23 protein-coding genes are annotated in these 26,996 nt (G+C 37.8%); 21 read left to right on the top strand and 2 right to left on the bottom strand.

What is annotated here, in order from left to right:
• The first annotated feature begins 189 nt into the window (after positions 1–189).
• A complete protein-coding gene (locus N0M92_RS22970) occupies positions 190–1,920 on the top strand; it encodes a phospho-sugar mutase (protein ID WP_260288021.1) in 1,731 nt (576 codons plus the stop codon).
• Between the two features lie 1,023 nt (positions 1,921–2,943).
• Positions 2,944–3,330, top strand: coding sequence for a DUF192 domain-containing protein (locus N0M92_RS22975; RefSeq protein WP_260288022.1), 387 nt, complete (start codon positions 2,944–2,946; stop codon positions 3,328–3,330).
• A 900-nt stretch (positions 3,331–4,230) separates the two neighbouring features.
• Here N0M92_RS22975 and N0M92_RS22980 read toward each other — a convergent pair.
• Entirely contained in the window at positions 4,231–5,421 is a 1,191-nt protein-coding gene (locus tag N0M92_RS22980) for an MFS transporter (RefSeq protein ID WP_260288023.1), read from the bottom strand.
• 617 nt (positions 5,422–6,038) lie between these two features.
• Between N0M92_RS22980 and N0M92_RS22985 the strand changes: the two genes are divergently transcribed.
• The 14 genes from N0M92_RS22985 to speD all read left to right on the top strand — a co-directional run bounded on the left by N0M92_RS22985 (position 6,039) and on the right by speD (position 19,163).
• Positions 6,039–6,221, top strand: a complete 183-nt coding sequence (locus N0M92_RS22985; protein ID WP_260288024.1) for a hypothetical protein — start codon at positions 6,039–6,041, stop codon at positions 6,219–6,221.
• Positions 6,222–6,334: 113 nt separating this feature from the next.
• Entirely contained in the window at positions 6,335–6,466 is a 132-nt protein-coding gene (locus N0M92_RS22990) for a DUF6254 family protein (RefSeq protein WP_228467419.1), read from the top strand.
• A gap of 212 nt (positions 6,467–6,678) precedes the next feature.
• Positions 6,679–7,077 carry a hypothetical protein gene (locus N0M92_RS22995; protein ID WP_260288025.1) on the top strand — a complete coding sequence of 133 codons (399 nt, stop codon included), beginning with the start codon at positions 6,679–6,681 and terminating at the stop codon, positions 7,075–7,077.
• Positions 7,078–7,364: 287 nt separating this feature from the next.
• Complete coding sequence (locus tag N0M92_RS23000; protein ID WP_260288026.1) at positions 7,365–8,048, top strand: C40 family peptidase; 684 nt, start codon at positions 7,365–7,367, stop codon at positions 8,046–8,048.
• A 510-nt stretch (positions 8,049–8,558) separates the two neighbouring features.
• Positions 8,559–10,004, top strand: coding sequence for an alkaline phosphatase PhoX (locus N0M92_RS23005; protein ID WP_260288027.1), 1,446 nt, complete (start codon positions 8,559–8,561; stop codon positions 10,002–10,004).
• 55 nt (positions 10,005–10,059) lie between these two features.
• Complete coding sequence (gene tatA / locus N0M92_RS23010) at positions 10,060–10,287, top strand: twin-arginine translocase TatA/TatE family subunit (protein ID WP_260288029.1); 228 nt, start codon at positions 10,060–10,062, stop codon at positions 10,285–10,287.
• A gap of 48 nt (positions 10,288–10,335) precedes the next feature.
• A complete protein-coding gene (locus tag N0M92_RS23015; RefSeq protein ID WP_260288030.1) occupies positions 10,336–11,349 on the top strand; it encodes a bifunctional metallophosphatase/5'-nucleotidase in 1,014 nt (337 codons plus the stop codon).
• A gap of 874 nt (positions 11,350–12,223) precedes the next feature.
• On the top strand, positions 12,224–12,451 hold the full coding sequence (locus N0M92_RS23020) for a hypothetical protein (RefSeq protein WP_260288031.1): 228 nt from the start codon (positions 12,224–12,226) through the stop codon (positions 12,449–12,451).
• Positions 12,452–13,355: 904 nt separating this feature from the next.
• Positions 13,356–14,531, top strand: coding sequence for an acyl-CoA dehydrogenase family protein (locus N0M92_RS23025; RefSeq protein ID WP_260288032.1), 1,176 nt, complete (start codon positions 13,356–13,358; stop codon positions 14,529–14,531).
• 205 nt (positions 14,532–14,736) lie between these two features.
• Positions 14,737–15,891: a betaine/proline/choline family ABC transporter ATP-binding protein gene (locus N0M92_RS23030; protein WP_260288033.1), complete on the top strand. Its 1,155-nt coding sequence runs from the start codon at positions 14,737–14,739 to the stop codon at positions 15,889–15,891.
• 12 nt (positions 15,892–15,903) lie between these two features.
• Entirely contained in the window at positions 15,904–16,557 is a 654-nt protein-coding gene (locus N0M92_RS23035) for an ABC transporter permease (protein WP_397443915.1), read from the top strand.
• A gap of 11 nt (positions 16,558–16,568) precedes the next feature.
• Positions 16,569–17,486, top strand: coding sequence for an osmoprotectant ABC transporter substrate-binding protein (locus N0M92_RS23040; protein WP_311202593.1), 918 nt, complete (start codon positions 16,569–16,571; stop codon positions 17,484–17,486).
• 17 nt (positions 17,487–17,503) lie between these two features.
• Positions 17,504–18,166 carry an ABC transporter permease gene (locus tag N0M92_RS23045; protein WP_260288035.1) on the top strand — a complete coding sequence of 221 codons (663 nt, stop codon included), beginning with the start codon at positions 17,504–17,506 and terminating at the stop codon, positions 18,164–18,166.
• 160 nt (positions 18,167–18,326) lie between these two features.
• Positions 18,327–19,163: an adenosylmethionine decarboxylase gene (gene speD / locus N0M92_RS23050; protein WP_260288036.1), complete on the top strand. Its 837-nt coding sequence runs from the start codon at positions 18,327–18,329 to the stop codon at positions 19,161–19,163.
• Positions 19,164–19,188: 25 nt separating this feature from the next.
• Here speD and N0M92_RS23055 read toward each other — a convergent pair whose 3' ends face one another.
• Entirely contained in the window at positions 19,189–20,214 is a 1,026-nt protein-coding gene (locus N0M92_RS23055; protein ID WP_260288063.1) for a YeiH family protein, read from the bottom strand.
• 134 nt (positions 20,215–20,348) lie between these two features.
• Here N0M92_RS23055 and N0M92_RS23060 point away from each other — a divergent pair, with 134 nt between their 5' ends.
• From N0M92_RS23060 to N0M92_RS23080, 5 genes are all read left to right on the top strand, one after another.
• Positions 20,349–21,239, top strand: coding sequence for a selenium metabolism-associated LysR family transcriptional regulator (locus N0M92_RS23060; RefSeq protein ID WP_260288037.1), 891 nt, complete (start codon positions 20,349–20,351; stop codon positions 21,237–21,239).
• 243 nt (positions 21,240–21,482) lie between these two features.
• Entirely contained in the window at positions 21,483–22,394 is a 912-nt protein-coding gene (locus N0M92_RS23065) for a hypothetical protein (protein WP_260288038.1), read from the top strand.
• Between the two features lie 498 nt (positions 22,395–22,892).
• Positions 22,893–23,519, top strand: a complete 627-nt coding sequence (locus N0M92_RS23070; RefSeq protein WP_260288039.1) for a metal-dependent hydrolase — start codon at positions 22,893–22,895, stop codon at positions 23,517–23,519.
• Between the two features lie 205 nt (positions 23,520–23,724).
• Entirely contained in the window at positions 23,725–24,168 is a 444-nt protein-coding gene (locus N0M92_RS23075; protein WP_260288040.1) for a C40 family peptidase, read from the top strand.
• Between the two features lie 635 nt (positions 24,169–24,803).
• Entirely contained in the window at positions 24,804–26,933 is a 2,130-nt protein-coding gene (locus N0M92_RS23080) for an ATP-dependent Clp protease ATP-binding subunit (RefSeq protein WP_260288041.1), read from the top strand.
• Positions 26,934–26,996 lie beyond the last annotated feature (63 nt).

Consider the following 26,996-nt stretch of genomic DNA (forward strand, 5'->3'; position numbering starts at 1 on the left):
GAGATTTGCCGATTCTACAACTCGTTGCAAAAGAGGTACTAAAGGAAGATAAAAAAATGATATCGGAATGGAAGAAATAGGAACGATGGCTTTTTAGATTTCATACTCAATTGGTCTCCAACAATGTGTACTAAGATCAAAGAGTAAAGAAATGCCAAACAAAGCAAAGGTGGAAGGAGCTGTATTTTAATGAGCTGGAAGCATTCGTATACTATTTGGACAAGTTACCCCCATTTAAATCATGAAATGCGTTTATTGCTTGAAGAAATGAAGGAAGATGAAATAGTACTTGAAGACGCCTTTTATAAAAATTTGGAATTTGGAACGGGTGGTATGCGAGGGGAAATGGGTCCAGGTACTAATAGGATGAACATTTATACAGTGCGAAAAGCGACTGCAGGACTTGCTGAGTATATTCAATCGTTTGGAAACGAGGCAAAATCGAGAGGAGTCGTAATTGCTTACGATTCAAGACATAAGTCTCCCGAATTTGCATTGGAAGCAGCCAGGACTTTGGCAACAATGGGAATTAAAGCTTATTTATTTGATGAATTACGGCCTACCCCCCAGCTCTCTTTTTCCGTACGTAAGCTGGGTGCATTTGCCGGTATCGTCATTACAGCAAGCCATAATCCCCCTGAATATAATGGGTATAAAGTGTACGGATCAGACGGGGCACAGCTACCTCCTGAAGCGGCGGATCAAGTCATTAATTACGTGAACGCGATTGAAAGTGAGCTTTCCATTGTAGTTGAGGAAGAAGAAATCCTAGAGGACAGAGGACTCATTCAAATCATCGGGGAGGAGCTGGATACTGCTTATAATGAGCAATTGCTCACTATCCCGGAAAATCCAAAGTTAGCAGATGAGATCGATGTAAAGCTCGTGTTTACACCGCTTCATGGTACAGCCAATCAATCAGTAAAACGTGCTTTGCATGATCTAGGATATCGAAATGTCCATATTGTTAAAGAACAGGAAATGCCCGATGCTAACTTTCCTACCGTTAAAGTCCCTAATCCAGAGGAACATGCTGCTTTTGAATTGGCCATTGCGCTTGGAAACCGCGTCGACGCTGATTTATTGATTGCCACCGACCCGGATTCGGATAGGCTCGGTATTAGCGTGAAAAATAATGCTGGAGAGTATGTCGTATTAACAGGCAACCAAACCGGCGCTCTCTTTTTGGATTATTTAATTTCACAAAAACAAAAGAAAGGGACTCTTGCTGGAAATGGAGTCGTATTAAAGACCATCGTGACTTCAGAAATAGGAAGGGCGATTTCGGAGCAAAATGGTTTAAAAACAGTAGATGTTTTAACTGGATTTAAATTCATTGCTGAAAAAATCAATGAATACCACACAAGTGGAGAACATTCTTTCCTGTTTGGCTATGAAGAAAGCTATGGATATCTAATTAAAGATTTTGCTCGAGATAAGGATGCCATACAGGCTACCATTCTGGCAGTGGAAGTCTGTGCCTATTATAAAAAGCAAGGCAAAACCATGTACGAAGGTTTAATGGATGTTTTCGATAAATATGGATATTACTTGGAAGGTTTGCAATCATTGACTTTAAAAGGAATTGAAGGTGCCAGACAAATTGAAGCGATTCTAAATGAATTCCGTGAAAATCCACCAGACCAAATTTCTGATCTTCAAGTAGTGGTTCAAGAGGATTATCTAAGCAGGAAAAAATACATGTTTGCGTCAAATAGGGAAGAGGCAATCAAGCTCCCAAAATCGAACGTATTAAAATACTTTCTTGAAGATGGCACATGGGTATGTTTACGACCTTCGGGAACAGAACCTAAAATTAAATTTTATTTCGGCGTTAAAGGAAGCTCGATGAAGGAAGCGAAAGGGAAATTATCCATCGTTATGAAAGACTTTATGAGAAGTATCAATAAAATGCTTTAAAGAAGGACTCTCATTCAGAGGATCTCCTTAAAAAACTGGGGTTCGCATTCATTAAGTAAAGAAATGCGAACCCCTTTTTGTCTATCATTAGATTAGTACTGCTTTCTAAATCTAGCAACACAGCCTTCCGGAGTCATAATTACCCTACTGGAAATCAAGATTCCCGGTAGGTCATCCTTATCCCAACATGGGGTGGGTTTGAGGTTGTGCGTGGTAGGTTATAAGGGGCTGATGCTGATATTTATTACTATTCGACACTAATTGGAATATTGAGCATATAATATACTATTCCAATCCAATTCTCCAAATCCCCCTATTTAGTAGCCTTGCTGATACCGTATGACGTTACGTAGTACAGTTGTACAGGCCCTAGGGTGGGCCTTATGAAAGGTGCTGAATGGGAGGGTTTTTAAAAGGTTCCTTATTTGTGCTCTTGGTGAGACCATCCCCGAAGAGATAAGTCAAATAAGAAAATAACCTTTAAAGAAGAAGTCATAAAACATAAAACGAGAACATTTAACATCATACATAAAATCGACATTCAAACAAAAGAAACTCCTCATATTTAACTCTGTCATATTATTGTTATAAAGATATATTTTAAGCATGCATACCCCAACTGGTTCCTTCCTGGAGACTTGCCGAAATTACTAATGTTTCTTACCTAGTGGTGATGCACATTGCTCTTTTTGTTCTCTACGGAGCCTAATTTTGATATTTGATCAAGCAAGCTTTAATTGAGTTCATGAAAGGTTTCTAAAACTATGGCTGTGCTTATATATTATTGCTGTGATGATTGAAAACAGCGTAATTAAACGTAAAATCATGGAATAAGTATTAGAAGTGAAACGGTGCTTTGTTAATTATTTTTTTCATCTTCTATTCGTTTTATCTCCAACTTTCTTCCTTTTTATTATTAGGGATTAGACGTTTATTCGAATAAAAAAATTTCAATCTCATGAACCTTTTTTAAAGACTTTAAATTTCTTTCCTGCTTATAAAAATATTCGAAGGTGAGTGAACATGAAAAATATAATAAAAAGAAAAATGATAAAAATACTTAGTGGAAACAAGGAAACTAGATTAACCGTTCATGTTGCTGATACTCAAAGAAAAAGAGAAATGGGTTTAATGTTTGTTGGGAAATTACCCGAAAATGAAGGGATGTTATTTGTGTTTTCAGAAGAAGTATATGGTGGATTTTGGATGAAAAACACATTAATTCCTTTATCTATTGCTTTTCTTGACCCAGCTGGGGAAATTCTAAAAATACTTGATATGGCGCCTTGTAAAGAGTATATATGCCCTACCTATGATCCAGAAATAGCATATCATTATGCAATTGAAGTGAATCTTGGATGGTTTGAAAAGAACCATATTAAAGTAGGGGATTATGTTAAGCTTGGTTGAATCATATCACCTCACTTATTTGGCTCTTGCTATTATAACAGACCATTTACTCAAATTTTTAACTTTTAAAAAATTTGAATTTCCACCTTCATTTTCATATGAAAAGTTCAACATTAATATTGAGGAGTTGGAACCGAACTTTCCTTAACTTTTGAAGTAGCAGAATGGTAAAACAACTCATTCAGCATAAAGAAGTATTAAGTTGATACACATGAGGAAATGAACCTTAATAATATGATTTCGATATTTTGTGAAAAGACAATTGACCAGCTATCGGAAAGAATTGAGATATTCTCGCTTATGGAAGGTAAAATAGAAACGTATATTCCGACCTTGAAGGGCGTTTCGGATGGATTGGAATACCTCAAATTTTAACAACTTGTATAAAAGGGATGATTTACTATTAAGCGGGTTTCGATTAGGTAATTAATTCTAATAGAATGATAGAATCAGGAAAATTAGAAGGAAAAACTTTCCTCATTAATAAATTGCTTCATTGGATTTACGTACTTTTAAAGAGGAAAAATTGTTCCTGGCACTTTTGTCCGATTAACTGACACAGAGAAAAACCCTTCCAAAAAGGTTTGGAGGGCTATTGGGCATGACCAAAAACAGTAGATCATATGGGTAATAAGATTTTAGAGAAAGATATTGACATCTTATTAGCTGGTTGGTCCTGTATGAAGTATGGAAAATGATCAAACTTTTTTATAAAAATATCATTCAATCAAATACGGTTAAGAGCATGTTTTGGATCGATCTTTTTTTCAAAACATGCTCTATCAAGATTTTTTGTATTAATTTGAGATCACTTTGTTTCAAAACCACAATAACACTTCTCGTTAATTATGCCATTGCACGTACCAGAGGATGCATACCAAGGCGCAGATAACTTCTCTCTTATGCTAGTTCTTTTTGTTCTTGGTCTAAGCGATGGCTTAGGAAAGTTAGAAGACTTGCAAAGATAGCAACCAACCCACCTACCAATGTAACATTCATCAAATTTCCCTGATGGTAAACAACTCCGCCTAATGCAGAACCAAAAGCTATACCGACATTGCTTGCTACTGGCATCAGTGAAGCAGCTAGTCCTGTAGCTTTTGGTTGATAAATGCCAGCTAGATCTATCAAATAAAGCTGGGTAGATGTTGTTAAAAGGATGGCCATTAATGACATTAAGCTAATATTAACCAATCCCAAGATTAAGTTATTTGTGGTCCAATATAAACTGACCAGAACAATCGCTTGAACGAGAAAAACAAACCGGAGACGTCCGATAGCATTGTGGCTGGCAATTTTACCAGCAAGAATGTTGCTGAAAATGGAAATAAATCCGTAGCCAAACAAGATTAGACTGATTGAACTACTTGGTGCTTCCATTCCTTTCAGGATCGGAACAAGATACGTATAAACGGCATACGTTGCACCAAATCCAAGAGACGGAATGAAAAAAGCCATTAAGATCCTTGGGTGTGTTAACAAAGAAAATTGCTCACGCATTGAACTGCGAAATCTACTGTGCATAGTAGGCAAAATCAAGAAAGATGCCAAAAACGCAATTCCACCGAGAAAAGTCGTTAAAAGAAAGGTCGCATTCCAGTCGTACCAATCAGCGATGACAGTGCCTATTGGTACTCCAATTACATTTGCAAGAGTAAAACCACCGAAAACGAATGATATAGCTAGTCCACGTTTCGCGATTGGCATGGTTTCACTTGCAACAATCATGGCAAGTGAAATTAAAACTCCTGTTACGATCGCAGTCATCATCCGAAGAGCAAGCAGCATGATGAAGCTCGTCGATATTACGCACAAAGCATTCAGGATAATGAACGAACCTATCAAAAACAACATCCATTTACGTTTTGGAAAATGGCTTGTTGCCGACATCACGAGCGGTGTCGCAATGGCAAACGTAATGGCAAACGCAGAAACGAGTGTACCTGCTTTTGCATTTGTAATATTTAGACTCGAGGAAATATCGGTTAAGATTCCGATGATAACAAATTCGCTTGTCCCGAGAACAAATGTTAATAAAGTAAGTGTTAAGATGAGTAACCAATGTCGCTTGGATAATTCTGTGTCGTGCATAAATACCTCTTTTCTTAGATGAATGTAAATGTGTCACAGGTGAGATAAACAATTTAACTATCATATCATAAAAAATATTTTTGAGGAAAACCCTTGCTTAGTTATCGTTTAATATTTCTTGCTAAAAGGCTTGTACCTGAATCATTCACTTATTTTACCGTAACCTGTTTTGTAATAGGACAAAATATAATAGGAAAAATCATAAGGATCTTGATGGTTAATGAAAAAAAGCAAAAAACTCAAACGGGAACAATGGAAAAAGAAAGTTAAGGATAGAGGAAAGCTGTCAAAAATACCATGGTAGAAGACCATGTAAGATTTGATGCTAATGTCCATAATACTTACTATAAACATCAAGGATGGAAGGATAATAAGCAACATATAAATGTGAAGTGTATTGTCATTAATGGTAAATCCAATTCAGGAAATTCTGGTGCTAAGCTAATTTCAAACACCTTTTAATTAGGTATGTAATTTATAAAATAACCGAACCGGAACTTATTATTCACTTTGTTTTTTACCCGAATTACATGAAAGTTTCATGTTACTATGGGTATTAATTCGGGGTATATTTCTTCTTTCTGATCTCATACTAAAGGTAAGAAGGAGGGGTATCCATGGCAAAACGAACAAAGAAAAATGATGCAGACCAAAAGAACAAACAAGGATTCAATTCAAGCAAAACTGATTCTGAATTCTCTAAAGAATTTGGCAGTGCAAACGCTAATCAAGCACATAAAAATAAAGCAAAAAAAGAAAAAGCATCTAAAAATCAAGGTGAGTGGAAAGGCATGCATTAATTCATACTTGCCAGACCCCGACTCATGATAAGTGATGACTGCACAGGGTCAATGGCTGGAGGCTTTTCATGCTTCTAACGTTTTACTGAACTTTATGTAAAGGGGCAATTTAGATGACTCAATCTAAGCGACAAGAAGAACGCCAATGGAAAGATCGTAAACAATCGCAGAATCCACATGGTAAGGTTAAATCATTTGAACAATTAGCTGAAGGCATGGGTAAAAATGAATCTGAAACTAAGTAAAACGGCTTAAAAATGAGAGGCTAGCCCAAAGGGCAGAGCCCAACATAATAGTGGGGTCACTTCCTTGGAGGGACCCTCTTTTTGTCTTACCTAAATTAGTTTGAAAATGTAATCTTTATCAATAAGCATATTGTCTTCGTATTGGTCAATATTAAACATTTTATGGTAATTGATATATTTTTTGGTTAATATGATTTAGAGGTGATTTTGTTTTGGAATACACAAGTTTGTTCATCATGCTGGCAATAATCTTTTTAATAGTAATGACCAATAGGTTTTTAATTTTGTGGATAAAGGCTACAATAGTAGCTTATTATTCTGTAATTTCTTATATCTTTATAAAAACTAAAAACAAAATTGATAGACAATATGAGAATATTCTCCCTGTACCAGATATATATTGGGATAAAAATTCAGGCTGGGTTGACACGATGGCTGGATATTATTTCTGGCCTTTGGCAGTAATTCTCCTTTTTATTTATTACAAATGGTATAGAAGTGTACAAAGCAAAACAGCTAAAGGATTGATTGTTGTTAGCTTCATTCCATCAACTGCCATTTTTTTAATTATTACTTTTTTATTCGGGTTTGGCTACGGGTACAGACCATAATGATAGTGCTTGTTTATTACATAGTTTGTGTCAACTTTTAATAGGTCTTAAGCAACTAACGAGTGTGTATGCGACATAATAATGCTGTCATTTGGCGGCCTTTTGAAAGTATGATTAATAATCAAATTCAAAGTAAGAAAGAAAAGGAATGCTAGGGTTATTTTAGATATTTTGTATTTTTTGCACACTTTATGCATAAAATTGTAATCATAATGTAAAATTAGGTAAATATGTTTGTCACTTAAAGCTGATAAAATCAAAAAAAAAGGATTTTATCGGGGGAGAAAATGAAAAAAATTATAGCATCTTTTGTAGTGTCAGGATTGTTACTATCAAATCCGTTGGTTAGTAATGCTGCATTGGGCGATCGGACGTTAAAAAGTGGAATGACCCATACCGAAGTAAAACAATTACAAGAGGTATTAAAGAAAAAAGAATATTTTAAGAGTAAGAATACAACTACATATTTTGGCACGGTTACTAAAAGTGCAGTTGTAAAGTTCCAAAAAAATAAAGGTTTAAAAGCTGATGGTATTGTAGGTCCGAATACATATAAAGCATTGGGTGTAAAAAAGCAGACATCCACCGTAGCTAATGTGAATCAAGCTAGCAATAAATCTTCTGCGATAGTGAAAGAAGCAAAAAAACATTTGAATGTACGGTATGTATGGGGGGGAACTACGCCTAAAGGTTTTGATTGCAGCGGATTTCTAAAATACGTTCTCGAAAAAAGCGCAGATGTCACTTTACCAAGAACGGTATCTGAAATTTATAAAAAGGGGACAAAGGTTTCCAAACTACAAGCTGGAGATTTGGTCTTTTACGAGACTTATAAAACTGGCGCCTCACATGCTGGTATTTATATAGGGGGTAATCAATTCATCCACAGCTCATCATCAAATGGCGTTAGCATTACCTCCATGGATAATAGCTATTGGAAAAAAAGATATTTAGGAGCAAAAAGAATGTAATAGAGAAAGTTGCCAGTCCTTTTTTTGAGGCTGGCTTTTATTTGTTAAAATTGCTCTACTAGTAGTTTATGATACCGAGAAGTCCTATGTGAACTTTATCAATCAAATAAGGATTCTAGCATTAAACCCTACAAATCCATACTATGCTTAAGTAATGTGGACCAATTCCTCTTTTCAATTATTTACTAGAAAAACGGGTTAACAAGTTTTCATCTTGGATTATTTACAAACTTTTAAAAACTTTAATAATCTGCATCGATCTTTTTATGACAAAATCCTCATTATTTTCTCGACTTTGAATCCATACCATCAATTTCCTCTTATGCATGTTGTAAATGTGGTAATAACATCCATTTTTTGTGTATTAACCGTGACTTTTAGCTTGTTTTTCATGCAAAAATATAAATCACAAACAATTAACAGAACATTTAAAAAGGTTTGTTAATTTTGAGGGGAGAGTTTGCTTTAAGGAATATAGCATCCCTCAAAAAATTTTTGGAGGTAATGTTAATGATATCTAGCAATAGCGGTTTAAACAGACGTAATTTCTTAAAAGTTGGTGGAATGAGCACTTTAGCATTAACACTTGGTTCAACTGGGGTATTTTCTCTTGCGGGAACTACAAAAGGGTTTGCAGTGGAATCTAGCAAACCAACAAGCGGTTTTGGTGGATATGGCCCGCTAGTAAAGGATCCAAATGGAATTCTTGATCTGCCAAGGGGATTTCACTACACAATGCTTTCACGGACTGGTGATGTCATGCCTAATGGTGACCTTGTCCCTTCTGCTCACGATGGAATGGCTGCATATAAAGGAGAGAAGGGTACAACCATACTTGTAAGAAACCATGAAAATGGGACAAATTCTGATTACCCTGTAAATGGAAAAAAACCTTGGAGTTCTGGTGCTGCGGGCGGCACAACCACATTGATCGTTGGACAAAATAATAAAGTCATTGATCAGTATGTATCAAGTTCAGGTACAATCCGTAACTGTGCGGGTGGAGCTACGACTTGGGGTACCTGGTTAACAATGGAAGAAACCCGTGATATGGGACATGGCTTTGTATTTGAAGTAAATCCGCTTGATCCTGAAAACGAAATGTCAAGAACACCAATCCGTGATATGGGTTATTTCTCTCATGAAGCTGGGCATGTTGACCCTTCAACAGGGATTTGGTATTTAACGGAAGACGCAAGTCCAAGCTTCTTGTATCGTTTTACACCTCATGACCGTAGTCAAAAACTAGGTTCTCTTCAAAAGGGCGGTACACTTGAAGCAGCAGCGATTGATGAATTACCAGCTGCAGCTGCAAGTCAATTTAGTACTAAACAAAAATTCGGGATTGTTTGGAAAAAATTAAATCCCGAAATCGCACAGCAAGACGCTAAGGAAAAAGGCTGTATTCAGTTTAGCCGCTTAGAAGGGGCTTATTTTTCTGAAGGCACTTTATGGTTTGATGATACAAGTGCAGGTTCAGCGCGCCTTGGCCGTGTTTATCGCTACACACCAGCGACAAACACTTTAGAACTATTCTATGAGTCTACGGATAAAAATGATTTAGAATCACCAGATAACATTACAATCACTCCCTGGGGAGATCTATGGATCGCCGAAGATGGTGGCGGTAATGATCGTATTGTCGGATTGACTCCTGAAGGACATATTTATACTTTCGCTGAAAATATGATGAACGGTTCTGAATTTGCTGGCCCTACATTTTCTCCGGATGGAAATACTTTCTTTGTAAATATGCAAACACCAGGTATCACCTTTGCGATTTGGGGACCATTTGCACGCAGAAATTCTACACGTAGACGAGCTATGAACCAGGCCCTGCCGCCCGCAAGTCTTGCTCCTGTTGTTTCGGATAAACTTACTGCAGTTGCAGATGAACAAGGCATGTCTATATTGGAAGCAGCAGCCTTGGAGCGCCATGGTATGCCAATTTTATAATTTATCATCGCATTTTGATTACGAACAAACCATCATGGTTTAGGAGGTGAGAAAATTGTTATCTAGTATCGGCATTCCCGGCCTAATTCTCATTCTAGTCATTGCGTTAATCATTTTTGGTCCTTCTAAATTACCGGAAATCGGAAGTGCGTTCGGGAGAACTTTAAATGAATTTAAAAAAGCAACAAATGATTTGATCAGCAATGACAAAGAAGCAAAAACTAACTCTGAAGAAAAAACGAAACTAGTTGCACTTGATAAAACCGAAAAGACTGGAAACTAAATAACTTGTGTCTACAATTTAATAGAGTAATTGCTTGGAGGAAATAGGATGAATAAAATGGGAATGAAGTTATTGATGGGTTGCTTTTCGCTGGCGATGGCTGCTGCTTTTGTCGGAAAGCCCTTTACAGCAGTTGCGGAGGAAAAGCTCAAGAAGGGAGAGAAGTTTGAACTCACCATTCTCCAGACGAATGACTTTCATGGTCATTTGGATGACATCGTCACGCTGGTTGATGGAACCGTTCATCACAATTCAATTGCGAAGTATGCCACCATCATTGAAAATGTGCGCAATGAAGAGGAGAATCTGCTTCTGGTCGATGGCGGGGATGTCTTCCTGCGCGGCGAGTTTCAGGCGGGTCAAGGAGAATTGGAGACGTCGCTTTTGAAAGCTTTGGACTATGATGCAATGGTTCGCGGAAACAACGATTTCCGCGTTTACCCTGCCGGAGAGGGCACACAGAAAAGCCGTTATGAACAGTTAAAGAATTATCACCGCAACGTGAATTTCCCCATCCTTACTGGTAATGTCATTGACCGGGAAACAGGAAAGTACATTCAGAATGTCAAGCCTTGGAAGAGTTTTTCTTTCAATGGCGTTAAAGTCGGCATGATCGGCCTTACTTCGATGAAGCCGGAAATTCGCGGTTGGAATGATGTTGCAGACCTCGATTTCATCGAACCGGTAGAAGCGTTGAATGAGTTGCTTCCTGAGGTGAGTGAAAAGTCCGACATTAATATAGTCCTTTCGCATGCTGGAAACACTGAAGACCACAAGCTGGCTCAGGTTCCTGGAGTTTCAGCGGTAATCGGTGCAGATACACACAAGGTCATCGAAACGCCCGAATACGAATTCAATGGAGAGGTGATGGTGCCAATTACTCAAGCCGGCGGAGAACAAGAACATTATTTGGGACGCTTGGATTTGACTTTTGAAGTTGTTGACGGGAAAATGACGTTGGTTGAATCCGATGGATTTCTCTACGACGTCACAAATGTCCGAGCCGATCCGGAGATACAAGAGATTATAGATGAATATCGTTCAGAGTTGAATGCACGATAATCCAAATGAAGTCTTCATAATGCTTTGTCGTTTCTTTATTAATTATGCAGTATGAATGCAAGAGGTTGTGCAGAAAGTCGGTGAAAACTAAACTAACGACTGCCGGCCTTTTTTTGCGCATTACCGTCCTTTCCATGGAGAACGTCGAACTTAGTGTAGGTTTTATCTGAGTCGTTTCGCTTAATTCCGCTCCTTTTTTATAAAAAGGATGGTAAGATAACTATGCATTTGTTATGCCATTGAGGTTGCGAAGGATTTGTACTTAAACTACGATGAATATTTTATTGATATCCATAAACAACCAATAATATTTTGCCCGCTGATGGTCATAATAAATAAAGAATAAGGGGCTAGTGATTTACGTGTGATTCATATCATATAGTAAATGAGGTGTCAGTTAAAGACGTTTAACTTAACTACTGGAAGCTTCATTAAAAATCGTTTCGAGCAAGGAGATGGTTCGCTTGCACGTAAAAGCAGAAAACTCATTCAATAATTGTCAATTATGCTTTGAAAGTTGATAAAACTTTTTAAGATATAGGGGATGGTTGCTTTGGATGGTAAACTCTAGTCAGATACCGGTATTTACTCTATTGTAGATGAGGTGTTTATCGCAGAGAATTAATGCTGATTCGAAATGAAGCAAACCCCTTTTTCAGACAGGGTGCAACATTCAGTTGCATCCTGTTTTTATGTGTGTTCTTTTCTTGTTATCACTAGCGTGAGCATTTTATTTAAATCCTATTTACTTACCGTTACGTTATAAAGTAAAAAAAGAACCCAATAAGGAAAAGCATAAAGGTAACAAGATGATAAAAATATAATACACTATTATCGGAGAAGACCTAAATCAAACAAAAAGGATGGGATCCTAATGGTTGATGAAAAGAAGCAAAAAAACAAACGGGAACAATGGAAAAAGAAAGTCATGGATAACCTGAAGAAGGAAGCGGTCAAAAATATCATAGCAATAACGGGAGACCTAGCAAGATTAGATGCTAAAGTCAATAATACTTACACTGTATACATCAAGGATGGAAGGATGATAAAGCAACCTAAAAATGGGAAGTGTGTTGTCATTAATGGAAAAGTCCAAAATTAAAATTTGTGAAGGAATAGAGAATATATATTATAGAGGCGAAACTATATAGCGGTCGGATCACAGTAAATGGTGCATGGCCATAACGAAGTTCATAGTGCAAAGGTGCAAGGAAAGATTTCAGGAGCCTTTTATGAGCTCTAATTTGATTAGATTTGGTACATTTGAGATGTATGGCCGAGCAAACCGTACTTGAAACCCACTACAGGGGAAGAAATACAAATTACTGCTCCAAAAGTTTACCGCTTCTAAACATCTGATAAGGTAAAGATGCGGTTTAATGAAAAAGTAGTATAGCGTAAAAAATACTCTGGGATGAGATATACTCCAGAGTATTTTTTATGTGAAGTTTAGGTTATATACTTTTGCACCTATTTTTACATAGTTTAGTGCTATGGGTAAAATGTAAAACACTTATATCAGTAGACAGGGCAGGGCGTACGGGTGCGTGGGACATGATTTCGTGACGAAAACTGCCCGCCTCCTACTTGTAGAAACATGTTGGAGGTTGGCTGGAATTAGATATCGTATAACAAGCGAAGCTATGACACTGCAGGGAGGGCCAGGGGTACTGTTGAGGAGAAACAAAGGTAACGGATTGTTAAAATACCCATTTTAATAGGAAAAAAGAATTTTTGCTAAATTAATACAAATATATTCCAAAAACAACCTCGATAGAATATATAAAAAACCCATATTCAAAGCAGTTAAGTAATAAATAAACAAGATTTAAAATGGAAAAAAATAGTTTTTTTAAAAGGGAATTCAATACTTTTGTTGAACAAGAATATTGTGGGTCATTTTAACCGTTTGATATTTGCGATTGTAACCGTTTATAACGAGATGTTTAACTTGATCATGTTAGTGGATTATACGTACAAAATCGTTAGAGAATGGAGGTTAACCCATGGTTAGCACGATGGAGATAAATAAGGATGATTCTCGTTCCTTCCTAACGGAAGAACACTTATTATTTAAACAATCAATTCGTGAATTTCTCGCCAAGGAGGCTGTCCCCTTTTATGATCAATGGGAAAAGGAGGGGGGGATACCTTCCTCCTTTTGGAAAAAGATTGGAGATAATGGATTTTTATGTCCGTGGCTTGATGTGGACTTCGGTGGAATAGGAGCAGATTTTGGATATTCAGTTGTGCTGGCAGAGGAATTGGAAATGGTCGGATCAGCGTTAGGAGGAATATCCATTCATTCTGATGTTGTAGCCCCTTATATTGCCTCATTTGGAACAATAGATCAGAAACAAAGATATTTACCGAAATTCATTACAGGTGAATTGATTTCAGCTTTTGCATGGACAGAGCCGGGAATGGGTTCGGAATTAGTGGATATCCAAACCACAGCGATTAGGAAAGATGGGTATTATATTGTCAATGGAGCCAAAGAGTTTGTCACAAATGGCTTTAAGGCAGACTTCATGATCGTGGCATGCAAAACTGATCGTAATGCTGTTCATTTCCAGGGCGGGATAAGCTTGCTGATCATTGATAAAGATACACCAGGTTTTTCACGGGGAAGGAAGCTTGGTAAAACAGGACAGGGATGCTTAGACACAGCCGAACTATTTTTCGATGATGCTTCAGTTCCTGTTGGCAACCTCCTTGGGGAGGAAGGGGAGGGTCTCTCATATATCATGCAAAAACTGCAGCAGGAAAGACTAATGTGTGCGATCGGGTCTTTAATGGCGGCGGAAGAAATGCTTCACTTAACGATGGATTTAATAAGAGGACGAAAAGCATTTGATAAGAAAATAAGTAAATATAAAAATGCACAGTTTACCATTGCTGAAATAGCGACAGATATTCATCTGGGAAGAACATTTGTTGATGGTTTGATCTGTAAACATATGACTGGGGCGAATATCATAGCTGAAGTATCGATGGCTAAATATTGGATAACGGAGATGTCTAAGCGAATATCTGATAAGTGCATGCAATTACATGATGGCTACGGAAATATAGAAGACGATAAAATTGCCCAGCGTCACCGGGATATTCCTTTGACAACTTTCTTTACAGGGACAGATGAAACCGTAAAAACCCTTATTGCTAAAAATATTGGATTTTAATTCATCTTTAATTTTATATATCTTTTAACTACCTCATTTTAATTGAGGTAGTTTTTATCATTTATTCAATATAATTCCAATGAACTAGTTTTTTTAAAAAAATAGGTTTATCAAGTTTGCTAAATGGGTAGAAGAGACTGTGCAAATGAAAAATTAATATATTTGTAAAATTTGTAATTGTATGCGACTGATGGAGGTGCTTGTTATGTTAAAAATCGAAAATGTATCGAAAATCTATAAGGGAGGAAAGAAAGCTGTAAAAAATATATCATTGGATATTAAAAAAGGTGAGTTCATTTGTTTTATTGGACCGAGTGGATGCGGTAAGACAACGACAATGAAAATGATTAACCGTCTTATCGAACCGTCGGAAGGCAAGATACTTATTAATGATGAAAATATACTGGATAAAGATCCAGTCGAGCTAAGAAGACAGATTGGGTACGTTATCCAGCAAATCGGACTTTTCCCTCACATGACGATTCTTGAAAATATCACCCTCGTTCCAAAGCTTCTCAAGTGGAATGAACAGAAGAAAAAGGAACGCGCACTGGAATTGCTTCAGCTTGTTGATATGGGTCCTGAATACTTGGAAAGGTATCCCTACGAATTGAGCGGCGGGCAGCAACAAAGGATAGGCGTTCTCAGAGCACTAGCTTCAAATCCTCCACTCATTTTAATGGATGAACCTTTTGGCGCTCTAGATCCAATCACCCGCGATGCCCTTCAGGAGGAATTTAAAAATCTACAGCGCACACTTGATAAAACAATTGTTTTTGTTACCCATGATATGGATGAGGCCATTAAACTGGCCGACAGGATCGTCATCTTAAAAGCTGGTGAAATCGTCCAAGTGGGAACACCGGATGAAATCCTCAGAAACCCAGCCAATGAGTTTGTGGAAGAATTCATCGGCAAAGATCGCCTACTTCAAACAAGACCGAATGTTGAGTTGGTTGAACAAATCATGAGTCGAAACCCAATATCCATTACAGAGGAAAAATCGCTTACAGATGCAATTACGATCATGCGCGAGAAACGGGTAGATTCTTTACTTGTGGTCGATGAGCAAAATGTGTTGAAAGGGTTCGTGGATGTTGAAACGATCAGTGAATATCGTAAAAAGGCTAAATATATCAGTGAAGTAATCAATACTGAAGTCTATTCAGTGAAACAGGATACTTTAATCCGCGATTCCGTTCAGAAGATTTTAAAACGAGGATTCAAATACGTGCCGGTAGTTGACCACAATAAACATTTGGTCGGGATCGTCACTAGGGCTACATTAGTGGACATCGTATATGACAGTATCTGGGGAGAAGAAGAAAATCTAATGGAAGAAATGGCAGAAATGATTTAGGAGGTGAATGAGATGGTAACTTTGCTCGATTTTTTACAAATGAACTGGCAAGAATTGGTTTACAAGGCATGGGAGCACTTATATATATCTTTGATCGCTGTTTTCCTTGGAATAATAGTTGCTGTACCACTAGGGATCATGTTGACGCGAATGAAAAGGACCTCTTCAATAATAATCGGAATGGCAAACATTATGCAGACATTGCCAAGCTTAGCGGTATTAGCCTTTTTCATTCCTTTCCTCGGAGTTGGGAAAACACCCGCAATCATTGCGTTATTTTTCTATTCCGTTTTACCCATTCTCAGAAATACATACACAGGCATTAAAGGCGTAAATGAAAATCTTCTGGAATCCGGACGCGGAATCGGGATGACAAGCTGGGAGAGAATTCGTCTGGTTGAATTCCCGCTTGCACTTTCCGTCATTATGGCTGGCATCCGCACGGCTTCCGTCTATTTAATTGGATGGGCCACCTTAGCTTCCTTTATTGGAGGCGGGGGACTTGGAGATTACATTTTTATCGGTTTGAATTTATACCAAACAGAATATATCATCGCAGGTGCAGTTCCGGTAATCATCATGGCTATCCTGGTGGATTATGTATTCTCGATCATTGAACGAAAAGTCGTACCAAAAGGTTTGAAAGGTATGAAGGAAGTTGCTTGAGGAGGATTACCATGTATAAAAAAATGAGACGTACAATTTTCATGACCCTTTTAGTTTGTTCATTAGTGATCACCGGCTGCTCCTTGCCTGGTTTAGGGTCATCTTCTGAAACTACTGTAAAGATCGGTGCCCAAAGCATGACCGAATCCGAGATCTTGGCGAACATGATCGCTCAACTCCTTGAAAGGAATACGGAAGTTGATACGAAAATCATTAAAAATCTAGGTTCCAATTTCGTTCAGCAAAAGGCGATGGAGACCGGTGACATAGACATAGCCGCAACTCGATATACAGGGACTGATTTAACGAGTGTGCTGGGACAGGAAATTGAAAAGGATCCAGTAAAGGCGATGGAAATCGTTCAAAGGGAATTCAAAAAACAATATGGGTTCAAATTTTTTGATTCTTACGGATTCGATAACACTTATGCCTTTACGATTTCAAATGAATTGGCAGAGGAAAAGGGTTATCAGAAAATATCGGATCTGGAAAAGGATGCAGATAATTTAAGGTTAGGTGTAGACAGTGCTTGGCTGAAAAGAAAAGGCGATGGTTATAAAGGGTTCGTCGATACATATGGATTGGAATTTGGGGAAACTTATCCGATGCAGATTGGCTTGGTTTACGATGCAGTTAAAAATGGTCAGATGGATATTGTCCTTGCATACTCCTCAGATGGACGGATTAAGGTTAATGATTTGAAGCTTTTGGAAGATGATAAACAATATTTCCCTCCATATGACTGTTCACCGGTCGTTACCGAAGAATTATTGGAACGATATCCTGAAATTGAAGAAGAGCTTAACAAGTTAATTGGTGAAATCACTACTGAAACCATGCAGGAACTGAACTATGAAGTGGATGGAAACTTGAAGGAACCATCGGTCGTAGCATCGGAATTCCTAAAAGCACATAAATACTTTGAATAAATGGGAGGTGCACACTAATGGAAACCTTGCAACAGCTGGGAACTTATTATTCCCAAAATTGGATGTATGTACTTACTGAATTTTATCGCCACTTTTTAATGTCCGCCTATGGAGTTTTATTTGCAGCAATAGTAGCCATCCCGATAGGCATTTTCATCGCGAAACATAAGAAATTGAGCAATTGGGTATTTTCAATAACGAATGTCATACAAACCACACCAGCATTGGCTATGCTCGCTCTCCTGATGCTAGTAATGGGGTTAGGAACAAATACGGTTATCTTATCATTGTTTTTATATTCCTTACTGCCAATCTTGAGAAACACTTATGTCGGAATTACAAGTATCGATCATGCTTATTTAGAATCTGGCAAGGCAATGGGGATGACGAAGCTCCAGTTACTAAGAATGGTCGAACTGCCATTATCTCTGTCTGTCATCATGGCTGGCTTACGTACAGCGCTTGTCGTTGCAATTGGAGTAACCGCGGTCGGTACATTCGTAGGCGCAGGCGGACTGGGGGATATCATTGTCAGAGGAACGAATGCTTCAAATGGAACGGCAATCATACTTGCAGGAGCAATTCCGACGGCATTGATGGCCATTCTCTCAGATCTGATACTAGGATGGCTGGAACGAATTCTTTCACCGATAAAAAAGAAAAAAACTCATACTGCCTAAATCAAAAGAGCCATTGCATGTTAATGCAATGGCTCTTCCTTGGCCAGAAATGACAATTACCGATTGGAAGTCAGAAGCGCAGACTGGCAGACTTAGTTTTTTATTTCAGAAAAAGGGTAACTATAAGGGTAGTCGTAAAAAAATATAAGGGGAATCAATCATGAAACTTACACCAGAGCAACGTATTGAACTTCATGGCTTTAATAATCTTACGAAATCTTTAAGCTTTAATATGTATGATATATGTTATACAAAAACGAGGGAAGAGAGAGAGGCCTACCTGGATTATATCGATGAACAATATAATGCAGAGCGGCTTTCGAAGATCTTGCACAATGTTTCTGATTTAATAGGGGCACATGTTTTAAATACGGCCAAACAGGATTATGTACCTCAAGGAGCAAGTGTAACGATTCTTGTTTCAGAAGGTCCTGTCGTAGAAGTACCTACAGGAACTTATGAAGAATCACCAGGGCCTTTACCTGATAATGTGGTCATGCAACTGGATAAAAGCCATATTACCGTACATACATATCCTGAATTCCATCCAAATGAAGGCATTAGCACATTCAGGGCCGATATCGATGTCTCTACTTGTGGGGAAATATCACCTCTTAAAGCCCTTAATTATCTCATTCATTCCTTCGATACCGACATTATCACGATCGATTACCGAGTGAGAGGCTTTACGAGAGATAAAGATGGGCGGAAATTGTTCATTGATCACGATATTAATTCCATTCAAAACTATATTCCTGATGAAGTGAAGGGTTTATATGACATGATTGATGTGAATGTATACCAGGAAAATATATTCCACACAAAATGTAAGCTGAAAAGATTCGATATTAATGATTACCTATTCGGGTATACAGAGGAAAAACTGAATACAGAAGAAAGGCAAGAAATTATAGAAAGGCTTCGAACGGAGATGGATGAAATTTTTTACGGTGCCAATATTCCGCATCCAATAGAAAAAAACAAGCATGCCGATTAAGGGATGCTTGTTTTTAATCGAAAACTTAATTTAAATGGAATACCTGAACTAATACATACCCGAGACAAGTCAATAATATAGAGCCGATTAGTCCAGCTATAAAAGGTTTACCGCCATATTTCCTAAAGGTTACGAGGTCAATATTCAATCCTAGTCCTGCCATGGCCATAGCCATCAGGATATAGGAAAGCATTACAAGTTTATCGGCTATGGTTTCAGGTACTGAACCTGTAGAATAAAGGGCACTCATTAACAAAAATCCAAAAATAAACCAAGGTATTTGTATGGACTTCCAGGAAAATCTCTTTCCGTTTTCTCTTGATCGATCTTTCCAATTCATGATGAATCCGATTAAAATGGCAACGGGAATGAGCAGGGCCACCCTTGTCAATTTGACCACGACTGCCAAGTCGACTGCCTCATTTCCCCCTGGCGCCGCTGCAGCGATCACGTGAGCGATTTCATGGAGTGTCGCACCCGAGAATATACCATATCCTTGATCGGATAACTCCAATAATGGATATAGGATTGTATAACCGAAAGTGAAGGTTGTACCTAAAACAGCAACCGTCGCTACGGCTATTGCTGTATCTTTTTCTTTTGCTTTTATTTGGGAGGAAATTGCCAAGATGGCAGCAGCGCCGCAAATTCCCGTTCCGCAAGCTGTCAATATGCCTAGCTTTTTCTCCACTTTAAAAAGACGGGTCAATCCATAAACTACCAATATAGCAAATCCAAGACAAATGGCACCCACTGCAAATGTTTTCGGACCGGCATTAAATATATCCTTTAGGTTCAGGCGCATTCCCAATAAAATAATGCCCATTCTCAAAAGGACTTTACTTGAATAATTTGTCCCTGCAACGGTGTAAGCTGGGACGCCAATGATCGCTTTCCATACAACACCAATCAGTATCGCAATGACTAACTGTCCCATTATATGAAGGAATGGAAGCTCCGCTAAGTATTTTGCAGCAATGGCGATTAGCAAAGTCAATGCTATTCCTTTTGTAAATCCAAGTTTTTTAGTTTCGACGTTTGTTTGTTCCAGTGTGATCACTCCATCTTTGTTGATGCCTTAACTTTAAAGCTAAATTAAAAATAAGTGAAATATATTTTTGCTATTTCAAAGATTACTTTTACTTATGATAAAATGAAACACATAGGTAAATAAGGGAGGTTGCCATGGATCCGTTAAAAGTATTCGTCACCGTAATCGAACAGAAAAACTTTTCAAGAGCAGGGGACATTCTGAACTTGTCGCAGCCGGGAGTCAGTCTTCACATAAGAAATCTGGAAAATGAGTTAGGAACGAAATTAATTTATCGTTCTCCCAAACAAGTACAAATAACAGAGCCGGGAAAAATTTTGTATAGACATGCTAAGCAAATGCTTGATCATTATGAGACAGCAATAAGAGAAATAAATGAATTTAATAACGTGGTTAGCGGAACGATGAAAATAGGTGCAAGCTTTACGATAGGCGAATACTACCTGCCAAAAGTTTTAGCGGAATTTGCGGCTCAATATCCGTTGGTGGACATACAAATCATTATCTCGAATTCAAATGAAGTCATACAAGGAATACGTTCGAATAAGCTTGATATAGGCTTGATTGAAGGTGAAACGAATTATAAGGATATTGATGTCAGACCATTCATGAATGACGAGATGATTGTCGTCGTCCCCCCGGTTCATCCACTTTCACAAATGGATCTCATCGAGGGCACATTGCTCCAAAACCAAACATGGGTGCTCAGGGAGCAAGGATCGGGAACCCGTACATATTCCGATAAACTTCTGAGTAGCCTGGAGTTAAATATAAAGAAAACGTTTATTTTCACCAGTATCCAAGGAGTGAAGGAAGCGGTGATGGCTGGGCTTGGCATTGCCCTGTTATCACGCTTGACTGTACAAAAAGAACTGAAGTCCAATGAATTGAAAACCTTTCATTTGAAAAATGAGCCCATTATAAGACCTTTTTCAATCGTGAAAAAGTTAGACCTCGAAGCCTCAAAAGCCATGGAGCTGTTTTTAAGGAAGGTCGAAGAATTTGCGATAAAGGGGCCGTCCTAAATAAATCACCTTAACTTTTGCTCATCCTTTCATTTTCAATGAAGAGGTTGGGCATTTTTAACGACGAAATATTTTTAATTTTAATGAAAACGTCGAAAGTATTTTGGAATATGTCAATCATTATGCGAATTTTACGTATTTTCACATAATTACAAACATATAAATTAAATAGATAGTCTCCAGGAAGTTCTAAGTCCCTGTAGACTTTTCCTGATATTAATAATCTTAAAAGGAGAAACCACATTGGCTATAGAGGAGCAGAAAGATAAGCGGATTTCTGTTTTCGACAGGATTATAGGATTCATGCCAAAATTTTATGTGATTGGGACAATTTTAATTTTTGTTTATACGCTCGTTGCAATGGCTCAATTAGGTATCCAAACTTTGAAAAAGCCAGAGGAAGCCGTTGGTCCTGCCACAAATCCCCCAATCTCCCAGGGCTTTGAAAATACATTGATATCGTTAATCATCGAACCGATCGTTACTTCTGAATTTTATCAAATCATCTTTAACACGTTATTTCTTTACCTTGTTTGGATATTGCTTTTCCTACTAGCACCGATTGCTTTTTACCGTTTAAAGCACTTTAAATTTTTTAATATCGAAATTGAAATTGAAAAACAAGATGCAGCCGTTTATGAAGTATTCAGCATGAGCAGTTCAAAAATGAAATTTGCTGCGTATTTAACATCCGAGGAATATCAATTGGAGATATCAGAAGAAATTGCAAACAGCAAGGACTTTAAAACTCCCTTAATCTATACATTGGACTGTGCCGTAGATTTTTATTCCAATCAATTAGGACTTTCATTTACCTACGATATCTATACACTGAACCAGTTCAAAAAAGCAAAGCTGCCTAAATCCATCAAATCGATGCTTGATAAATCCATTCAAACCGGCGATCCATGCATTTCGAATAAAAGCAATAGTGATAGTGAATATTACAAGAACTTTCTTATCCATTATTACGAAAACATGGAAGGGAAATTTGTCACTGTTTTAAATAGTTACCAAACTGAATTCGATACATTCGATAAATCACTGCTTAAGATCCTGCAAAACGTTATATACGATTACTATTTACAGTATCACTATATTTACGATGCGAGTGAGAAGCTGGAAAAGAATGAAACGATCTCCCATAATAATTAAAAAAACCACCCTACAAGTGGTTATTTTTTTTGGAAAGGTGATTGTTAATTATATTTTGGACAATTTCATTATTCCCGATGAGCTCAGACGATTTCTTTACGTGTTGTTCCCGAAAATCCATGTTCTTTATTTTCTTGGACTTTTTCCCATTTTTAAAATTATTGAAGGCATTTAAAAAAGCTATCTGAATCACTCCCCTTATAGATTAGTATATTCATATGATGGATAAAATTTCATGAAAAACTACAATTTATAGAAAAATATTTTGCGGTTTTAAGTGATGAAAATTACTTAAAAAAGCTATTAAAGACTTTCTGGAAGAAGTGATTTTAATTTAGAATGAGGGATTTTTAAGCTCAAATTATTGGTTACTACGGCTTTTTTATAAAAAATAAAGAAATTCCCCCAAAAATATTGTATAGTTAGAATACAGAGATTCGAACAAACATTCGTTTCTTGCGAACAGAGATTACTTCTTAGTGGGACAGGAGAGAGACAGTGAACGGTACAGCACACATGGCATTAGGGGCAACAGTTGGATTTTTGACGGCAAACACGCTTCAAACAGATCCAACCACCACATTATTCTTGGTTGGCATTGGGGGAGTTTCAGGTCTTATGCCCGATATGGATATTGATGGGAAGTTAAGTAATAGGATTACTTTTTCACATAAGTTTATTCGAACGATAGCACAAACGATGGGGATACTAATGATCATTTATAGTCTTTTGGAAGGCTCTGAAACGGAAAAATGGATCGGTGTAGGGGCAGGAATCGGAATCATCATCATTTCATCTTTCATCAGACAAAGGCATATGTTGACCTTGTCTGGATTAGCGGTTTTAGGCGGCGGTTTATCTTTGCAGGAAAGCTGGTTGTGGCTGTTAGGAGTTTATATTATCATAGCTTCGTTTACACCACATAGAAGTTATACACATTCGATTGCAGGTATCGCTTTCTTTGGCATCATTGCCCATCAATTCGAAGCCTTTATGGGGATTGACGGAATTTTCACTACTTGTTTATTAGGATACATAAGTCATTTAATTGCAGATTTGAAATGTTTACCTTTTAACAAGCGTGGGGTAAAGTTATTTCTTCCATTTTTCTCAAAAGAATTTTGACAGTGGTTTCCTTACCACTGTTTTTTCTATGAGGTAGAGTAACTTTAAATTGAAGGGACACTTGATTCGACTTTTTTTTATGTTTTATATGGTCATTCTTCCTGAATCTACTAAATGTAACATATTTGTAAAGATCCTGTGATGCGAGTGATATACCTTTTCTAGTATATTAAGTTTAGCAAATCGCATCAGGGGGTAAAATAATTTGTTTAAGAAAATTGTCGTCGGATTGTCATTGGCTACCATGCTTGTAACCGCATCTTTTGCTGGGAACCCAGTGGAAGCTGCTTCATATCATACAAAAGCGATTAAAGTGGCTAAAAGTGAATTAGGTACAAAATATAAAATGGGTGGCATTTCTTCTACAGGATTTGATTGCTCCGGTTTAGTGAAGTATTCATATCAAAAGGCTGGTAAGAATTTACCAAGAACCGCTGCTGACATATATAAAAAAGGAAAGAAAGTTAAAAGTCTGCAAAAAGGTGACTTACTGTTTTTTGCACCAAATAAAGCGAAAAAACCTACACATGTGGCTATATACATAGGAAACAATGAATTCATACACTCATCATCATCTAAAGGAGTTTCATACGCTAAAACCAATAATAGTTATTGGAAGCCAAAGTATATTGGTGCGAAACGAATATAATAGAAGGAACTCAACTTTAATATAAAGAACAAAGAGACTCAATGATGTCTCTGACTGCAGGCAAACTCGAAATAATTGAGTATGCCTGCAGTTTTTTTCTTTAAAAACGTTCAAAGTCCTTCAAGAAATCCCTCCCTTTCCACCGACTGTCTGCCAAGCCTCATCAAAGCAAGCGTCGTGGGATCTTGGCTAGCCAGTTATTCGGAAAAAGTGTCACAGATTTCTTCAATCTAATAGATCAGGATGAGACTAACCCTGGCCCTTGTTGTTTACAAAAAGAGACTTTAATGCAGTCTCTTTTTTTGTTTTAAAATAAGAGTGGATGAGGCATATGGACAAGGAAATAGGGAATTGATGATGTTTTTGTTAATAGATTAGGTTATGGTTATCCTGAAGTGGGTAATCAATAATATCTGAATGTACTAAGAGGCATGCATAGAAACTTTTTATTTGACTGGAAATGGATAGTTTAATATGCTAAGCAAACCAAATCGAAGGAATTTCTTTTTTTATCGCAAAAAAATTCCCAGACAAAATTATTGAAAGTCAAAGAAGGTCAAGGTATAATAAAGTCAGAAAGTCAAAGAAGGTCAAAGTTTTATTGTGAATTCATTATTTAAAAGGAGGAGTACTACATGCTTTGTGAAAAATGTCATGTAAACCAAGCAAATATTCAAGTTCACCTAAATATGAATGGTCAGGAGCATGATGTGAAACTGTGCTCCACTTGTTATAAAGAAGAACGAAACAAACTTGGAGCAGCAATGGGCGGAATGGATACAGGAAAATTCCAATATAATGGATTTCCAAATTCATTCAATCCATTTAATTATAATGATGTACAAAAACCGGATTCAGCTGAACAAAGCGAGGATGGAGGATTGCTTGAGGAGTATGGCCGCAATTTGACCGATGCTGCGAAAGCTGGACTTATCGATCCGGTTATCGGAAGAAATGAAGAAATCAAACGCGTCATTGAAGTTCTTAATAGACGCAATAAAAATAATCCCGTTTTAATCGGTGAACCTGGTGTCGGTAAAACAGCCATTGCCGAAGGTCTTGCTTTAGCGATTGTAGAAGGTTCAGTGCCTGTTAAATTACGTAATAAGCTTGTATATATGCTTGATGTAGCGTCCCTTGTTTCGAATACTGGAATTAGAGGGCAATTCGAAGAACGAATGAAGCAATTGATCAGTGAATTGCAGGAAAGAAAAAATGTCATTTTATTCATCGATGAAATTCATCAACTTGTGGGAGCGGGTTCAGCCGAAGGATCAATGGATGCAGGGAATATCTTGAAGCCTGCACTTGCACGCGGTGAACTTCAGCTTGTCGGGGCAACAACTTTATCCGAATATAGGAAAATTGAAAAAGATGGTGCCCTTGAAAGACGCTTCCAGCCTGTTCACGTTAATGAGCCGACAACGGCTGAGGCATTGGTCATCTTACATGGTTTAAAAGATAGTTATGAATCTTATCATGGGGTAACATATAGTGAGGAAGCCCTAAAAGCGGCTGTTGAACTCTCGAATCGCTATATTCAAGACCGATTCCTGCCTGATAAGGCAATAGACTTAATGGATGAAGCTGGTTCCAAATTGAACTTGAACATCGAAGACGGCCAGGTAGAAATCATGAAAGAGCGTCTGGCTCAAATTTATAAAGAAAAAGAAATGGCCTTAAAAGAAGAAGCATATGAAAAAGCTGCCCTTCTTCGTGATGAAGAAGAAAAACTGGAAAAGTCCTTGCAGGCTGGGGAAGATGCAATTAAGCCAACCGTTACCGTTGAAGACATTCAAAATATCATCGAACAAAAGACTGGTATACCTGTAGGTAAGCTCCAAGAAGATGAGCAAGAAAAAATGGTTCATCTCCAAGAGGAGCTGATGAAAAAAGTAATTGGACAGCAAGAGGCTGTCAAAAAGGTTTCCAAGGCCGTTCGAAGAAGTCGTGCAGGGTTAAAATCCAAAAATCGTCCTACCGGATCTTTCCTTTTCGTTGGTCCGACAGGAGTAGGTAAAACCGAGTTGGCGAAAACTCTCGCAGAGGAATTGTTCGGGGACAAGGAAGCGATGATTCGTCTTGATATGAGTGAATTCATGGAGAAACACAGTGTTTCTAAATTAATCGGTTCTCCTCCTGGATATGTAGGGCATGAGGAAGCTGGACAATTGACGGAAAAAGTTCGCCGCAAACCTTACAGTATCATCCTATTGGATGAAATCGAAAAGGCACATCCGGATGTATTGCATATGTTCCTGCAAATCATGGAAGATGGCCGCTTAACCGACAGTCAAGGGCGGACCGTTACTTTTAAAGATACCGTAATCATCATGACGAGTAATGCTGGGGTCGGTGAGAAACAAAAAGTAATGGGATTCGGTACAAGTTCAGCTGTGGAAGAGGCTTCAATCCTACAATCTTTAGGCAGTTTCTTCAAACCGGAATTCTTGAACCGATTCGATAGCATCATTGAATTCTCGGCATTGAAGAAGGAAGATCTTCTGCAAATCGTTGATATCATGATTCACGAGCTAGACGAAACCCTTGCTGCAAATGGTTTATCTTTAGATGTAACGAATGAAGCGAAACAAAGGCTAATTGAACTCGGATATCACCCAGCTTTCGGAGCGAGACCGCTCCGCCGTGTACTTCAAGAACAGCTCGAAGACGGCATCACTGACTTTATCTTTGAGCAGCCTGAAGTTAAGAACTTCACTGCAATTGTTGAGGATACCTCTGTGAAAATTATTAAAACACCATAAAGTGTACTAGAAATGCCTCCAAGACCGTAAAACTGTTATGGAGGCATTTTTTTACTTTTATAA

It is taken from the genome of Peribacillus aracenensis, assembly GCF_025175645.1.
GTDB lineage: Bacteria > Bacillota > Bacilli > Bacillales > DSM-1321 > Peribacillus > Peribacillus aracenensis.

Coding starts and splice junctions, on each gene's coding strand:
- N0M92_RS22970 (WP_260288021.1), top strand. CDS start 190: ATGAGCTGGAAGCATTCGTATACTATTTGGACAAGTTACCCCCATTTA.
- N0M92_RS22975 (WP_260288022.1), top strand. CDS start 2,944: ATGAAAAATATAATAAAAAGAAAAATGATAAAAATACTTAGTGGAAAC.
- N0M92_RS22980 (WP_260288023.1), bottom strand. CDS start 5,421: ATGCACGACACAGAATTATCCAAGCGACATTGGTTACTCATCTTAACA.
- N0M92_RS22985 (WP_260288024.1), top strand. CDS start 6,039: ATGGCAAAACGAACAAAGAAAAATGATGCAGACCAAAAGAACAAACAA.
- N0M92_RS22990 (WP_228467419.1), top strand. CDS start 6,335: ATGACTCAATCTAAGCGACAAGAAGAACGCCAATGGAAAGATCGTAAA.
- N0M92_RS23000 (WP_260288026.1), top strand. CDS start 7,365: ATGAAAAAAATTATAGCATCTTTTGTAGTGTCAGGATTGTTACTATCA.
- N0M92_RS23005 (WP_260288027.1), top strand. CDS start 8,559: ATGATATCTAGCAATAGCGGTTTAAACAGACGTAATTTCTTAAAAGTT.
- N0M92_RS23015 (WP_260288030.1), top strand. CDS start 10,336: ATGAATAAAATGGGAATGAAGTTATTGATGGGTTGCTTTTCGCTGGCG.
- N0M92_RS23020 (WP_260288031.1), top strand. CDS start 12,224: ATGGTTGATGAAAAGAAGCAAAAAAACAAACGGGAACAATGGAAAAAG.
- N0M92_RS23025 (WP_260288032.1), top strand. CDS start 13,356: ATGGTTAGCACGATGGAGATAAATAAGGATGATTCTCGTTCCTTCCTA.
- N0M92_RS23030 (WP_260288033.1), top strand. CDS start 14,737: ATGTTAAAAATCGAAAATGTATCGAAAATCTATAAGGGAGGAAAGAAA.
- N0M92_RS23035 (WP_397443915.1), top strand. CDS start 15,904: ATGGTAACTTTGCTCGATTTTTTACAAATGAACTGGCAAGAATTGGTT.
- N0M92_RS23040 (WP_311202593.1), top strand. CDS start 16,569: ATGTATAAAAAAATGAGACGTACAATTTTCATGACCCTTTTAGTTTGT.
- N0M92_RS23045 (WP_260288035.1), top strand. CDS start 17,504: ATGGAAACCTTGCAACAGCTGGGAACTTATTATTCCCAAAATTGGATG.
- speD (WP_260288036.1), top strand. CDS start 18,327: ATGAAACTTACACCAGAGCAACGTATTGAACTTCATGGCTTTAATAAT.
- N0M92_RS23060 (WP_260288037.1), top strand. CDS start 20,349: ATGGATCCGTTAAAAGTATTCGTCACCGTAATCGAACAGAAAAACTTT.
- N0M92_RS23080 (WP_260288041.1), top strand. CDS start 24,804: ATGCTTTGTGAAAAATGTCATGTAAACCAAGCAAATATTCAAGTTCAC.